The organism is Streptomyces sp. NPDC043870 (assembly GCF_056435785.1).
The window spans coordinates 1-14,132 of sequence record NZ_JBWKDT010000079.1 but is presented as its reverse complement, the minus strand read 5'-3'; the positions used below and the strand labels follow the sequence as shown (position 1 = coordinate 14,132).

Here is a 14,132-nt window from a genome sequence, read left to right as displayed (position 1 = left end):
CCCCCCCCCCCCCCCCCCCCCCCCCCCCCCCCCCCCCCCCCCCCCCCCCCCCCCCCCCCCCCCCCCCCCCCCCCCCCCCCCCCCCCCCCGCCCCGTGCCGCGTTCAGCCTGCGGCGACGTCGTCGATACGCCGGCGCAGGCGCCGCATCCCGCGCAGCCACCGGTCGGTGTCAGTCGCGCGGTAGGCGTAGTGGTCGCGTACCTCCGCGTGGGGAAGGATCAGGAAGCGCCCGTCCGCGTGCCCCTTCATCACCTCGTCGGCCACGTCCTCCGGGTCGAGCACCGAGGCGCCGAGCACCTCCTTCGCGGCGGCGTCCGACCGCTCGTACATCTCGGTACGCACACCCAGCGGGCATACGACCTGGACCGTGACGCCCCGTAATTGGAAGACGCGCGTCAACGTGACCGTTCCGCAGCACGACTGGTCGTTCCTGGGAGAACTGGCGGTCCCCGGCAGGCCTTGAGACGTCAGGGGAACGTGCCGGCCAGTGATTGTTCGGTCCACACTGTCTTGCCCTCGCGGGTGTAGCGGGTGCCCCAGCGTTCGGCCATCTGGGCCACCAGGAAGAGGCCGCGCCCACCCTCGTCTGTGGTTCGGGCGCGGCGCAGGTGGGGTGAGGTGTGGCTGGTGTCGCTGACCTCGCACACCAGACGCCGTTCACGGATCAGCCGCAGGGTCGCGGGACCGCTGGCGTACCGGTAGACGTTGGTGACCAGTTCGCTGGCGATCAACTCGGTCGTGAACGCCAGGTGCTCCAGATCCCATTCGCTCAACTTGGCCGAGGTCAATGCCCGGGCCCGCGCGGCGCTGGCAGGCTCCAGCGGCAGACGCCAGGAGGCGACATCGTCCGGTGGCAGCATACGGCTGCGGGCGATCAGCAACGCGACGTCGTCGCCGGGGCGCGCGGGCACGAGTGAGTCGACCACCGCTTGGCATGTCCGTTCCAGCGCGTCCGCAGGGCGGGTGAGCGCTGCGCACAGCCTGGTCAGGCCGACGTCGGCATCGATGTGGCGTTCGCCGATGAGTCCGTTGGTGTACAGGCAAAGCAGGCTTCCCTCGGCCAGTTCGACGTCCCGAGCCTCGAACGGCAGGCCGCCCAGGCCGAGCGGTGGGCCGGCGGGCAGGTCCAGCAGAGCCACCTGTCCATCCGGAGCGGTCACCACCGGCGGTGGGTGGCCGGCGCGGGCCACGGAGCACCGCCCGGAGACCGGGTCGTACACGGCGTACAGGCAGGTGGCACCGACGACCTGCTCGCCCACCGGCCGTTCGCCGGCTGCTTCCTGTTCGGCCGCCAGCAGGTTGACCAGGTCGTCCAGGCGGGAGAGAACCTCGTCCGGTTCCAGGTCGAGGCTGGCGAGCGTGTGTACGGCGGTACGCAGCCGGCCCATCGTGGCGGCAGCATGGATGCCGCGTCCCACCACGTCGCCGACGACGAGGGCGACCCGGGCCCCGGACAGGGGAATGACGTCGAACCAGTCGCCGCCCAGGCCCGGGGCAGCACTGGCCGGCAGGTACCGCAGGGCCACCTCCGCGGCGGACTGGTCCGCGACCGCCCGGGGCAGAAGGCTGCTCTGCAAGGTGAACGCGGTCTGCTGCTGCTGGGTGAAGCGCCGGGCGTTGTCAATGGCGACGGCGGCACGCGAGGCGAGTTCCTGGGCGAGGGTGAGATCGTCCGCCTCGAAGGGATCAGGGCGGCGCGAACGCCACAGGCTCATCACGCCCAGCACCAGGCCACGTGCGGCAAGAGGGACCACAATCAGTGAGTGGGCGCCCAGATCGGGAGCGTGGGCCCCCTGGCGGCCTTCCGTCGAGAACCAATCGGGCGGGAGAACGGGTTCGAGGACGGGCCGCCCTTCGGCCAGGCACCTTGCCTGGGGTGTGTCCGGCGCGAACTCCACCGGCTCGCCCTGGGGGTGGGGCGGGCCGGCTTGCTGGGCACCGACGCTGCAGGCGCCCAGGCGCACCACCGGCCCTACCAGGGCCCGCGCCAGTTCCTCACCGCGCGTCACGGTCCGAAGGAGGTCCACTGACGTGTGGTCGGCGAGGTGAGGCACCATCACCTCGGCCAGTTCCCGGGCGGTCTCCGCCACGTCAAGGGTGGTTCCGATACGGCTGCCGGCCTGGTCGAGGAGCGCGAGCCGACGCTGGGCCCGGTGGCGTTCGGTGATGTCCTCGATCATCTCGGCCACACCCAGGATGCGGCCGGAGGGATCCTCCATCGGGAAGGACGAGACCATCGCAACCTGCTCTCGTGCCGGATCCTGCTGCAGGCGAACGAACTGCTCGGAGTAGACCAACGGCCTCCCGGTGTCCATCACCTGGCGCACACGGTCCACGGCCCTGCGTGCGTCGTCGGGAACGAGGAGACTGCCGGTGGGCATCCCCCGAAAGTCCGCTGCCGGGACGCCGCTGAAGCGTTCGATGGCCCGGTTGACCCGGAGAATCCTCAGGTCGGGGCCGTGGACGACCAGGCCGATGGGGCACCGGCGGTACAACCCGTCGAGAACCGCGCGGTCCCTTTGCCACTCCAGGACGTCAGCCGCGAGTGCCCCGGCGAGAAACCACTCACGGACCCGGCCGTCGCGCGAGAGCGCCTGGGCCCTGAGCCCCATCTCCACGAGCCGCCCGTCGCGGTGCCGCACCGTGAGCAACCCGAACCAGCCACCGGACCTCCTGCAGTTCGCCGCGGCGTCGCTAGCAGCCGGCAGATCTCGGGGATCGACAAGGACCTCGGACGCCGGACGACCGATCACGGCTGTGTCCGGGTGGCCGAGCAGTTCCTGGGCCCGCCGGTTCCATGCGATCACGGTTCCCCGGTCGTCGAGCACCGCCAAGGCGGCGAGGTGCAGGGCGAACGGATCGTCGTGGCTTTCGCTGAGCTCCGTCATCCGCTTCTCCACCGCTGGACACCACCTTGTCCTCGGTCGCCAGGGTTCTGCCGCGGGTCCTGACCGCAGCCAGTGACCGGCGTGACGGCATCCCGGGCGGTGGCTCGGCGTTCCAGAATGCACGCTGACCTGCTGATGCCATGTAAGCCTATTGAACCCGGTGGGGCGGCGGCCTCGCCCACCGCGTGGCACGGCGTGGCGGACATGGGGGGTTAGGGCAGGCATGATGGCCCCGGACGCGGCGGACACCGCGCATGGTGTGGCTCCTCCGCGTCGGCTGGACAGCTACCTCCACCCAACGCTGTGCGGTTCCCGTTGGCCCTACGAGGCCCGGCCGCCGGCTCCCACGCGTCCCGTCGGCCGGGCGGGATGCCGTCGTCTCCTGATCACGAGGAACGGACGGATCGTCACGTCGCCTCATGCATGGCTCGATAGGGCGAATCACGACGGAGCGATTGGCCCACGCCTGCCCTCACAAGACATCCGGGACTCCTGTTCGGCAGTTCTGGACGCCGGACGCGCCGACCCTTACGCCTGGGAGGGCCACACGTGCGCCGGGCTCCGGAGGCCAGGACGAGGTCGTGGTGACCAGCTGAGCAGCCCCGCAGGGCCCCCGCTTCAGATCCCGGCTTCGCCGGCGATTCGACGTGCCTTGTCCACGAGCGCATCGATGCGTTCCACGGTGGGCATGCCCGTCGCGCTCTTGTTCTTCGGTTCGTCGATCGCCCGCCTCATCACGCCCTCGGCGATCACGGCCACCTTCCACAGCCCCAGCACGTGCCAGAATGTCAGTGTCGCCGGGTCCCGGCCTGTTTCGGCCAGGTACACCTGAGCAAGCTCGGCACGGTCCGGGAAATCCTCGAGGACTGAGGCGGCGAAAGCGCCCCCGGTCTCCTCTCCCGGTTCCGGCCAGTACGCCAGCAGGCTGCCCATGTCCGCCAACGGGTCCCCCAGGGTCGACAGCTCCCAGTCGAGCACCGTGGTCACCTCCCCGCTGTCGCAGGAGGTGATGACGTTGCGCAGATGGAAGTCGCCGTGTACGGGGGTGAGTTCGCGCTGCTCCGGGACGGCCGCGCCCAGACGCCGGGTGAGGTCCTCGAGGGCGGGCAACTCGCGGGTCCTGGACTTCTCCAACTGGCCCGACCACCGCTTGAGCTGGCGTTGAGCATACGGCTTGTGGCTGGCCAGACCGGTCAGCCGGTCACCTCGAGATCGACCGCGTGGACCTTCGCGAGCGTCCGCGGCAGCGACATCCCGATCGCCCGGCGGCACTCGGGCATCAGCGACTGCGCGATCGACATCCTGTCGACGACCTGGCCGTCCACGAACTCCATGAGCAGCAGCGGGACGTCGGTCACGGCAGGATCATCGGTCAGCCCGAGCACCCGCGGGGCCGGGACGGCGGTGCCCTCCAGCGCGGTCAGAATCCGCGCCTCGCGGGCCACGTCGTGCGCCGACTCCAGCAGGTGACCCAGCGGTGGGCGCCGCAGCACCCACCGGCGGCCGTCCTGGTCCCGTACCAGGTAGGTCAGATTCGACTGGCCGAGCCCGATCCGGTCGAAGGTCAACAGCTCGGCGAAGTCGACGCCGAGGGTCTCGAACCAGCGGTTCACCGCCCCGGCGTCGATTCCGGCGATGTCCGCGCTAGACACCGGTGCCGGCTCCTTGCCTGAACGGGAGCGCGTCACCGAGCAGTTGCCCGCCGTCGATCGCCATGGTCTCGCCGGTGATCCAACCAGCGGCGTCCGAGACGAGGAAGGCGACCGCCGAGGCGATGTCGGCAGGCTCTCCTATGCGCCCGAGTGCCGTCGAGGCGGACACGGCCTGCTCGTGCTCCTTCCACAGAGCCTCGGCCAGTTTGGTGCGCACCACACCCGGTGCCACCGCGTTGACGCGAACTTTCGGCGAGAGCTCCAGGGCCAGTTGCTTGGTGAGATGGATCAGTGCGGCCTTCGACGCGTTGTACAACCCGATGTTCGCCTCGAAGGCCATGCCGCCGACGGACGCGGTGTTGACGACCGCACCGCCGTGCTCGCCCATCCAGGCCCGCGTGGCCAGACCCGTCCACAGGACGGGAGCCCACAGGTTCACGTCGAAGGTCTTGGCGAACCGACCGTGGTCCTGGTCGATGACCGGCCCGAAGGCCGGGTTGGTGCCCGCGTTGTTGACGAGGATGTCCAGGCTTCCGAAGCGTTCGAGCGTCAGATCGACACAGCGCCGGGCCGCATCTTCGTCGACCGCGTGCGCACCGACGCCGACCGCTGTGCCCCCGACCTTGGCCGCGGCGGCATCCGCCGCCTCCTGGGACCGGGAGGTGAGGACGACGTTTCCGCCGGCGGCGGCGATGGCCTGGGCGATCGCCAGCCCGATACCGCGCGAGGCGCCGGTGACGACGGCGGTGCGACCGGTGAGATCGAGTCCTGCCATCTCAGTTCACCACTGTCGTGGCCGCGTCGCGGTACTGCCGCAGTTCCTGTTTGGCGATGGCCCGCTTGTGGACCTCGTCGGGACCGTCCGCCAGCCGCAGCGTCCGCAGCTGCGCGTACATCATCGCCAACGGGAAGTCCTCGGTCACTCCTGCTGCTCCGTGCACCTGGATCGCGCGGTCAATGATCTTCAGCGCGATGTTCGGGGCGGCCACCTTGATGGCGGCGATCTCGGTGCGCGCTTCCTTGTTCCCGACCGTGTCCATCAGATACGCGGCCTTGAGCGTGAGCAGGCGGATCATCTCGATATCGATACGCGCTTCCGCGATCCAGTCCTGGATGTTGGACCGGTCGGCAACCGGACGACCGAACGTCACCCTTGACTGCGCGCGCCGGCACATCAGCTCCAGCGCCCGCTCGGCCGCGCCGATGGCTCGCATGCAGTGGTGGATACGACCGGGCCCGAGCCGGGCCTGGCTGATCGCGAAACCCTCGCCCTCGCCCTTGAGGAGGTCCTTGGCCGGCACGCGTACGTCGGTGAAGTCGATTTCGGCGTGCCCCTCACGGTCCTGGTAGCCGAACACCGGCAGGCCGCGCATCACCGTAATGCCGGGGGCGTCGATCGGGACGACCATCATGGACTGCTGCCGGTGCGGGGCAGCGGTGGGGTCCGTCTTCCCCATGACGATAAGCACCTTGCAGTTGCGGTGCAGGGCGTTGGACGCGAACCACTTGCGGCCGTTGAGCACGTACTCGTCGCCGTCGCGCGCCATCCGCAACTCGATGTTGGTGGCGTCGGAGCTGGCGACACGCGGCTCGGTCATCGCGAAGGCCGAGGCCATCGTTCCGTCGAGGAGGGGCTTGAGGTACTTCTCCTTGTGCTCGTCGCTGCCGAACAGCGTGAGCACCTCCATGTTGCCGGTGTCGGGAGCGTTGCAGTTGCAGGCTTCGGAGGCGATGTGGCTGCGCCCCATGATCTCCGCCAGCGGCGCGTACTCGAGGTTCGTCAGCCCCAGGCCCCATTCGGGGTGCGGGTGGAAGAGGTTCCACAGTCCGCGCCGGCGCGCCTCCGCCTTGAGTTCCTCGATGATCGGCGGGTGGAAGTGCGGGTCACCCGACGCGTGCATCTGCTCGTGGTACACCGCCTCAGCGGGGTAGATGTGTGCATCCATGAACTCGAGCAGATCCGCCTGGTACTGCTTGGCGCGGTCCGACATCTCAAACAGGGACATCCGAACTCCTGACGGGTAGGCAGGGAAAAATTCGGCGGGCGCACCAGCACCGGTTCGCGGTGTCCGGCGAGGACGAGCTCGTCCGGCGCACCGGCCATGGCTGCGCCAGCAGGGAGCTCTGGTAGCGGCGCATCCCGCGCAGCCACCGGTCGTAGTCCGAGCCCTTCTGCCGGTACATCTCAAGAACGTCTTCGTGCGGCAGGATCAGGGAAGCGCTCGTCCTCGATCGCGGCCAGGACGGCGTCGGCGACTTCAGCCGGCTCCAGGACGTCACCCGCGGAGGTGACTGACCGCGTCGCTGCTCTTCCCAGTGCGTCCCCGGAGTCCTCCCCGGAGAACAGCAGCCTGGTGTTCACCCCCATGGGGCACAGACAGCTGACACGGACCCCCCGATCGCCGTAGGTGACACTCAGCCATTCGCCGAAGGCGACGGCGGCGTGCTTGGTGACGGCGTACGCGGCGGAGCCGATCTGGGTGAGCAGCCCCGCCGCCGAGGCGGTGCTGACGAAGTAACCCTCACCCCGCTCGAGCCACCTCGGTACCAGCAGCGTTGCCGTACGGACGTGGGCTCGCAGGTTTACGTCGATCGAGAGGTCCCAGTCCTGTTCGCTCGCGTCGAGGCCGGGCGCCCCGGCGATGCCGGCGTTCGCGAAGTAGAGGTCGACCGGACCGAACGTGCTCTCCGCCAGGGCGATCAGCTCCTGGATCTGAGCGGTGTCCGAGGCGTCCGCGCCGGCACTGACGGTGCTTCCCGGACGGTCGGCGTTGACTCTCTCCGACACCGCTCGCGCGGTCTCCGCGTCGAGGTCTGCGACGACGACCCGGTCACCCTCGCGAGCGAGCCGTGCGACCAGCACGCTGCCGATACCGCCACCACCACCGGTGACGATGGCGACTCTTTGTGCAACGTTCACAGCGAACCCTCTCCGCGGCGGGGCGTACCATGCCTCGCTCTGTATAGTTGAATCTGACGTCAGGTTCAATAGCTGGGCGCACGACACCACGCGGAGAAGGCCGCCTGCCCCAGGGTGTATGAGCGGCTCACCGAACGGATCGGCAAGGAGCTCGGCTCCACGGGAACGGCCATGCGCCTGGCGCGATCGTCACGTCCGTGGAAGAGACGAGAAGGAGAGGAGACACCCGGCGGTACCGGGTGTCATGAGGCAGGCGGATCAGTGGTGGCCGGGGAACCGCAGGGCGTTCGCCCAGAGCCGGGTGACCGTGGACACGAGCTCCTCGAAATCCACCGGCATAGCTTCTTCTTGCCCTTCACAGACCACGAAGGCGTTGTAGGCCATGACGCTGACCATGCCCGACAGCGCACGGGAGGCCATGATCGGATCGACCTCACGGTCTGCGACACCCCGCGCCTGCAGGTCGGCGATGCCGCGGGCATTGCGGCGGATGAACGCGTCCCCGCGCCGCCTTCGGAACTCACGGAATTCCGGCTCCACTTGTGCGACCTGCTCAAGCAGTGCCATAAGCTTCGCGTTCCGTTTGTATGCCTCGAGATACGCGCGATTACTCGCCTCGAGTACCGCATAGGGATCGTCGGTACCCTGCACCCGGCCCATGCCGGGGTGCATCATGTCCTCCTGCGCCTCCAGGAGGACGGCGGCAAGCACCTCTTCCTTGTTGGCGAAGTAGGTGTAGAAGGATCCCGCCGCGCATCGAGCCTCTTTGGTGATGTCAGTCAGGCGGGTGTCGAGGTAGCCGTCCCGTTCGAACACCTTGCGCGCGGCCTTCACCAAAGCGGCCCGTGTCCGCGCTCCGCGCTGCGTCGTAGGCGGCTCGCGAAGTTGCGAGAGGGGCGCCATGGGCGGTGCCTGCTCGCCGTCGATCTCCTCGGGCACAGTGGTGTCCATCCCCGGACTGTACTTGAATCCGACGTCATAGTCACAAACCCCCAAGGTGTGCGGGGCGCACAGGCGGCGAGGCCGAGGCCAGCCGGTCGGTCGGTGCTCCGGACCGCCTCAACCGCCACGGAGACGACCAGCTCGGCGACACCCGGCGGTTCGTTCGAGGACCGGCGGAGCTCCGGGCGCACAGGGTCCGGGCCGGCGCGGGCGGACTTCAGTCCGACGACGATGTCCCCAACGACCGCCCGGGGCGTGCCGGTCCGCCTGGACCCGCACCGTTGATGTCGTGGTTTCCGAGGTTCAGTGGCGGCGGGCCGCAGCGTCGCCGAGCGCGGTGTCGCGGGTCAGAGCCGTACGGTCGATGGACCGCTTGAGGATCTTCCCCGTCGGGCCCTTGGGCAGCGCGTCGACGAACCGGACGATGCGCGGGATCTTGTAGGCGGACAGCCGCTCTCGTGCCCAGCTCGACACCTCAGCGGCACCGAGTTCCGAACCGGGCCGGGCCGCGATGAGCGCGGCGACCTCCTCGCCGTAGTGGTCGTCGGAAACGCCGATTCACGGCCGCCTCGACGATGTCGGGGTGCTCGTAAAGAACTTCCTCGACCTCACCGGGGTAGACGTTGTAGCCGCCGCGGATGATCAGGTCCTTGACACGGTCGACGATGCGCAGGTCGCCGTCCGCGTCGGTTTCGCCCAGGTCGCCGGTCCGGAGCCAGCCGTCGGGTGAGATTGCCGCGGCGGTGTCCGCGGGGCGGTTCCAGTAGCCGCGCATCACCGTGGGCCCCTTGATGTGGACCTCGCCGACGGTACCCGACGGGCACTCGTTGCCGTCGTTGTCACGCACCTGGACCTGCAGCCGCGGGACTGCCCTGCCTGTGTACCCGGTCTTGCCGCCACGGTCGATGTCGTTGAAGGTGCCGAACGCGGTGGTCTCGGTGAGCCCGTACCCTTCGAGGAGGGTGCAGCCGAAGCGGACCTCGAAGGCCCGGGCGATCTCGCCGGGCAGCGAAGCGCCGCCGGAGACAGCGACACGGAGCTGGGCGAAGTCCGCCGGGTTCGCGTCGCCCGCCGCGTGCAGCAGCGCGTTCCACATGGTCGGTACGCCGGCCATGATGGTGCGCCTGTCGCGGCGCAGCATCTCCAGCATCGACGCCGGGTCGAATCGGGCCAGCAACGACATCGAGCCGCCCACGGTCAGGGTCGCCGTCAGGACCGATGCCTGGCCGAACACGTGGAACGGCGGGAGGCCGGTGCCGGTGCGGTCAGGGCTCGAGGCGCGGCTGCACTCGGCGCCGATCTCCCCGGCGGACAACAGGTTGCCGACAGTGAGTTGGGCCCCCTTCGGCCGCCCTGTGGTGCCCGAGGTGTACAGGATGGCCGCGGTCTCGTCGCCGTCCCGGTCGACGACGTCGGCAGGGGTTGCACCGGTGACCGACGCGCCCGGGGACAGCGTCCGGAACCGTCCGGAAGGGCACCTTGAGCGCCGCAGCCGCCTCGGCGACGGCGGGGCCGAGGACGTGCCATGCGTTCGCCCATGAGCACCCGGCGTCGCCGAGAACGTACTCGGCCTCGGCCCGGGTGACCATCGTGTTGACCGGCACCCCGACACAGCCCGCGGCCTGAGTCCCAAGGTAGGCCACCACGAACTCGGGCACCGGCGGCGCTGCGAGCAGCACCCGGTCCCCGGGGGACAGGCCCGCGGCGGCCAAGGCGCCCGCGTACCGTACGCTCGCGTCGCGGAGCTGACCGTAGGTCCACTGATCCGCGCCACCGCGCAGTGCGATGTTGTCGGGGGTGGCGGCCGCGTGGCGGGACACGGGATCGAAAACGCTGGTCATTGGCAGTGCCTTCCGGGGATCTGAGCAGGTGACGGTGCGGGTCTCACCCTCGCCGTTCAGTTGATTCGGCCCGGCCTCGACATCAAGTCCTCGGACGGCGTGGCCGCAGACGCGGTATTGACCGATCTCACTGCGCCCGATCGGTCGGTCGGTCCGTCAGGTGGTGATCCTGAAGCGTTCGGCGAGTTGGAGGCGGGTGTCGGCGGCACTGGTGTGCAGCACTCCCCCGATTCCGATCCGCGCCGCTCCGTCGAGATTCTGCTGCAGATCGTCGATCATGACTGCGTCCTCGGGGTCGATGCCGAGGCGCTCACATGCGATCGCGTAGATCCGGCGGGACGGCTTACGGATCCCGACCTCGCAGGAGATGACGACGACATCGGCGACAGCAGCGAGGTCGACACCGTCGTAGGTCCCGGTGCCGAACGAGTTGGACACCAGCGCCACGGGACGGCCATGGGCTCGAAGCTCACCGAGCAGCGCGAGCATGTCCTCGTCGATCGACATTCGCGCTTGCATTCGGGCCGTGAGCCCCTCGGCCGGTACATCGGCGCCGTGGACGCGGAGACGCTCGGCGAATCCTCGCTCAAAGGCTTCCGCGTCGATGCGGCCGCACTCGTGGTCGGCCAGGAGGGTGCGTGAGGGCCGGTCCCGGGCGAGGAGGTTCAGCGGCAGGCGCGGGTCGCCGCCGAGCGAGGCGCCGAAGTCGGTGAAAGCCCGCAGCACACTGGAGGTGATGACCCCGCCGAAGTCCACCAGGAGCGCAGTTCGGTCCTTTCCCATCAGGCGACCTCGAACAGCCCGGCTGCACCCATTCCGCCGCCGACACACATCGAGATCACCACGTACCGGACACCTCGGCGTTTGCCCTCGATGAGGGCATGCCCCACCAGGCGGGCGCCGGTCATTCCGTACGGATGGCCGACCGAGATCGCGCCGCCATTGACGTTGAACCGCTCCGGGTCGATGTGCAGTTCGTCACGGCAGTACAGCGCCTGGGAAGCGAACGCCTCGTTGAGCTCCCACAGGCCGATGTCGTCGATGGTGAGGTTGTGCTGCTTCAGCAGCTTCGGAATGGCGAACACCGGGCCGATGCCCATCTCGTCCGGCCCGCAACCGGCGACGGTCATGCCCCGGTAGACGCCCAGGGGTTCCAGTCCGCGGCGCTCGGCCTCCTTCGAGTCCATCAACACCGACGCCGAAGCCCCGTCCGACAACTGCGAGGAGTTGCCCGCCGTCACGCTGGAATGCGCGCTCACCTGACCGTCGGGGAGCACCGGCGCCAACCCGGCCAGGCCTTCGAGCGTCGTCGACGCGCGGTTGCCCTCGTCCCGGGTCAGGGTGACCTCCGCGTCCCGCACCTCCCCGGACTGCTTGTCGAGGACCTTCTTGACGCTGCTGAGCGCGACGATCTCCCGGTCGAAGCGGCCGGCCTCCTGCGCCGCCGCGGTGCGCTGCTGTGACACCAGCGCGAACTCGTCCTGACGCTCCCGGCTCACGCCGTAGCGTTCCGCGACGATCTCCGCCGTCTGCAACATCGGCAGGTAGATGCTCGGCTTGTGCTCGACCAGCCAGGGATCCGCCATGCGGTGGGTGTTCATATGGTCGTTCTGCACCAGGGAGATCGACTCGACACCGCCGCCGACAGTGACCTGCATGCCGTCCGTGACGATCTGCTTGGCGGCCGTCGCAATGGCCATCAGGCCCGACGAGCACTGCCGGTCGACAGTCATTCCTGACACAGCGTCAGGAAATCCCGCACGCAGGGCGGCCTGCCGCGCGACGTTGAATCCGGCACACCCCTGCTGCACGGCGCAGCCGAGGATGACGTCCTCGACCTCTCCCCCCTCGAGCCCGGCCCGCTGTACCGCGTGCGAGAGGGCATGGGCGGCGAGCTCCTGCGCCTGGGTGTCGTTGAACGCGCCTCGGTAGGCCTTTCCGATCGGCGTCCGTGCCGTCGAAACGATGACTGCTTCCCTCATGTCGCCTCACTGCTTCCTTTTGGTCCGGTTCATCCGGAAGCTTTGGGCCCGGAATTCCGAGCTCCACTGCGCCGGATTCGATGCCTGCGGGCGGGGCCGAACGCCAACTGGGGCACTAGGGGCGGTCGTTGACCGCGCCCTCCACCGACCTGCGACATCAGACGTGGTCACAGGGGTGACGAGAAGCCGGCCTCCCGTCGGTTATAGTTGAATTCGGCGTCATGTTCAACCAAAGGCTCTTGACAGCCCGCTCCCCCACCTGAAGGCTTACCGACCAGTCGGTATGAAGAGGTGGATCGTGACCGAGCTGAGCATCTCCACTCGTGCGGGCACGTTCGACGCGATCGTGGCTGGTCCGCCCGAGGGCCGCCCGGTGCTGCTGCACGGCTTCCCGCAGACAGGGCTGGTGTGGCAGCGGCAGATCGCGACCCTGGCCGCGCACGGTCACCGGGTGGTGGCGCCCGACCAACGTGGGTACTCCCCCGGCGCCCGCCCCCAGCGGCCCGAGGACTATCGCATGAGCCATCTCGTCGACGACGTGGTCGCGATCACGGAGGACCTGGGCTGGGCGACGTTCGACCTGGTCGGCCATGACTGGGGAGGGGCGGTGGCCTGGTGGACCGCTGACGCCCACGCCGGCCGCCTACGCACCCTGACCGTTGTCTCCACCCCCCACCCCGGCGCTCTGGCCACCACCCTGCGCACCGACCAGGACCAGCGCGGGCGCTCGCACTACATGCTCGACTGGCGCGAAACACCGGCGACCGAAGAGCGCATGCTCGCCGACGACGCCCAAGTGCTGCGCTCCCTCTACGCCGGAAAGATCCCCCAGGAGAGCGCCGAGGCCTATGTACGGCACCTGTCCCAGCCAGGCGCTCTCACCGCCGCGCTGAACTGGTACCGGGCCGGCCGCCCCAACGGCGCGATCGGTGTCGTCGACGTGCCCACGCTGTACGTCTGGAGCACGAAGGACAGCGCGTTCGGCCCGGCCGCGGCACAGGAGACCGGGCGGTGGGTTACCGGGCCGTACCGGTTCGAGACGCTCCAAGACGTCAGCCACTGGGTCCCCGAGGAGGCGCCCGAAACGCTGAGCCGCCTGCTGCTCGACCATCTGCGAGCGCACGGCGAGCAGTGAGCCGCAGCGCCCCCCGTTCGTCGACTGCCCGGAGAGGTGACCCATGAAGTCAGCACGCGCGGCCTGGCGCGGGCTCGAGCCCGTGCACGGCATGATCTACTTCGTCCCCGAGGCAAGGCGACGGTACGCGGACCTCGGACTGGGCGGACACGCCGGGTACTTCGCCTCCCGGAGCGCCGCGTTCGGCCGAGCATCCGCCGAGCTGGTCATCTCGACCTTCTACAACTTCAACCCCGATCTCGTACGGCGGGCGGTCGACGGGGCCTGGGACACAGCGACGCCGCAGCAAGTACTGGACGCGCGGTACGCCTCGGCGGGCGAAGCCCTGCGGCGGGCGGGAATCCACGAGCTGCCCGACTTGGACGAGATCCTGGCGCTGACCCGCAGGGCCGCCGAGGCGGCCTGCGAACATGCGCAGGGCCGCCCGCTGTTCGCCGCGCATGCCGCACTGCCATGGCCGGAGGATCCGGTGCTGCAACTGTGGCACGCCCAGACGCTGCTCCGGGAGTTCCGTGGGGACGGCCATGTGGCGTGCCTGCTGAGCGAGGGCGTCGGGGGCCTGGAAGCCCTGGTTCTGCACGCCGCCACCGGTGAGGTTCCCGTCGGCTTCCTCAAAGCGAGCCGCGCATGGCCCGAGGAGGAGTGGGCCGACGTCGAGGAGCGACTGCGCATGCGAGGTCCTTAAGAATGTTGGCGGTCCGGGAGGACCGGGTGTGGCTGATGCGAGGTTGCCGCTGATGGCTCAAGGAGAATGGCCGCCCGGTCCTCCGG

General features: G+C 69.3%; 13 protein-coding genes and 1 pseudogene. 2 read left to right on the top strand and 12 right to left on the bottom strand.

The features are described from left to right. Positions 1 to 103: 103 nt before the first annotated feature. From AC0699_RS38145 to AC0699_RS38090, 12 genes and pseudogenes are all read right to left on the bottom strand, one after another. The gene (locus AC0699_RS38145; protein ID WP_478670615.1) at positions 104 to 400 is read right to left on the bottom strand and encodes a hypothetical protein; all 297 of its coding nucleotides are present in this window, start codon (positions 398 to 400) and stop codon (positions 104 to 106) included. Positions 401 to 468: 68 nt separating this feature from the next. Next, complete coding sequence (locus AC0699_RS38140; protein ID WP_478670611.1) at positions 469 to 2,889, bottom strand: SpoIIE family protein phosphatase; 2,421 nt, start codon at positions 2,887 to 2,889, stop codon at positions 469 to 471. 618 nt (positions 2,890 to 3,507) lie between these two features. Continuing rightward, a pseudogene (locus AC0699_RS38135) lies at positions 3,508 to 4,502 on the bottom strand (phosphotransferase family protein). Between the two features lie 31 nt (positions 4,503 to 4,533). After that, the gene (locus AC0699_RS38130; RefSeq protein WP_478670607.1) at positions 4,534 to 5,316 is read right to left on the bottom strand and encodes an SDR family oxidoreductase; all 783 of its coding nucleotides are present in this window, start codon (positions 5,314 to 5,316) and stop codon (positions 4,534 to 4,536) included. Position 5,317: 1 nt separating this feature from the next. Beyond that, positions 5,318 to 6,547, bottom strand: coding sequence for an acyl-CoA dehydrogenase family protein (locus AC0699_RS38125; RefSeq protein ID WP_478670603.1), 1,230 nt, complete (start codon positions 6,545 to 6,547; stop codon positions 5,318 to 5,320). Positions 6,548 to 6,726: 179 nt separating this feature from the next. After that, entirely contained in the window at positions 6,727 to 7,461 is a 735-nt protein-coding gene (locus AC0699_RS38120) for an SDR family oxidoreductase (protein ID WP_478670599.1), read from the bottom strand. Positions 7,462 to 7,719: 258 nt separating this feature from the next. Next, complete coding sequence (locus AC0699_RS38115; protein WP_478670595.1) at positions 7,720 to 8,412, bottom strand: TetR/AcrR family transcriptional regulator; 693 nt, start codon at positions 8,410 to 8,412, stop codon at positions 7,720 to 7,722. A gap of 294 nt (positions 8,413 to 8,706) precedes the next feature. Further along, positions 8,707 to 8,916 (bottom strand): AMP-binding enzyme, encoded by a 210-nt coding sequence (locus AC0699_RS38110; protein ID WP_478670625.1) that lies wholly within the window; start codon positions 8,914 to 8,916, stop codon positions 8,707 to 8,709. Beyond that, positions 8,879 to 9,778: a class I adenylate-forming enzyme family protein gene (locus AC0699_RS38105; RefSeq protein ID WP_478670620.1), complete on the bottom strand. Its 900-nt coding sequence runs from the start codon at positions 9,776 to 9,778 to the stop codon at positions 8,879 to 8,881. Before AC0699_RS38105 ends, AC0699_RS38110 begins: the two co-directional genes overlap by 38 nt. Further along, positions 9,669 to 10,244 (bottom strand): AMP-binding protein, encoded by a 576-nt coding sequence (locus AC0699_RS38100; RefSeq protein ID WP_478670591.1) that lies wholly within the window; start codon positions 10,242 to 10,244, stop codon positions 9,669 to 9,671. The genes AC0699_RS38105 and AC0699_RS38100 overlap by 110 nt, the downstream gene beginning before the upstream one ends. A 156-nt stretch (positions 10,245 to 10,400) precedes the next feature. Continuing rightward, positions 10,401 to 11,027, bottom strand: coding sequence for an HAD family hydrolase (locus tag AC0699_RS38095; protein WP_478670587.1), 627 nt, complete (start codon positions 11,025 to 11,027; stop codon positions 10,401 to 10,403). After that, positions 11,027 to 12,226 (bottom strand): acetyl-CoA C-acyltransferase, encoded by a 1,200-nt coding sequence (locus AC0699_RS38090; RefSeq protein WP_478670582.1) that lies wholly within the window; start codon positions 12,224 to 12,226, stop codon positions 11,027 to 11,029. The genes AC0699_RS38095 and AC0699_RS38090 overlap by 1 nt, the downstream gene beginning before the upstream one ends. Positions 12,227 to 12,524: 298 nt before the next feature. Between AC0699_RS38090 and AC0699_RS38085 the strand changes: the two genes are divergently transcribed. Then, positions 12,525 to 13,361, top strand: coding sequence for an alpha/beta fold hydrolase (locus AC0699_RS38085; protein WP_478670577.1), 837 nt, complete (start codon positions 12,525 to 12,527; stop codon positions 13,359 to 13,361). Between the two features lie 43 nt (positions 13,362 to 13,404). Next, on the top strand, positions 13,405 to 14,046 hold the full coding sequence (locus AC0699_RS38080; RefSeq protein ID WP_478670573.1) for an SCO6745 family protein: 642 nt from the start codon (positions 13,405 to 13,407) through the stop codon (positions 14,044 to 14,046). The last annotated feature ends 86 nt before the right edge of the window (positions 14,047 to 14,132 follow it).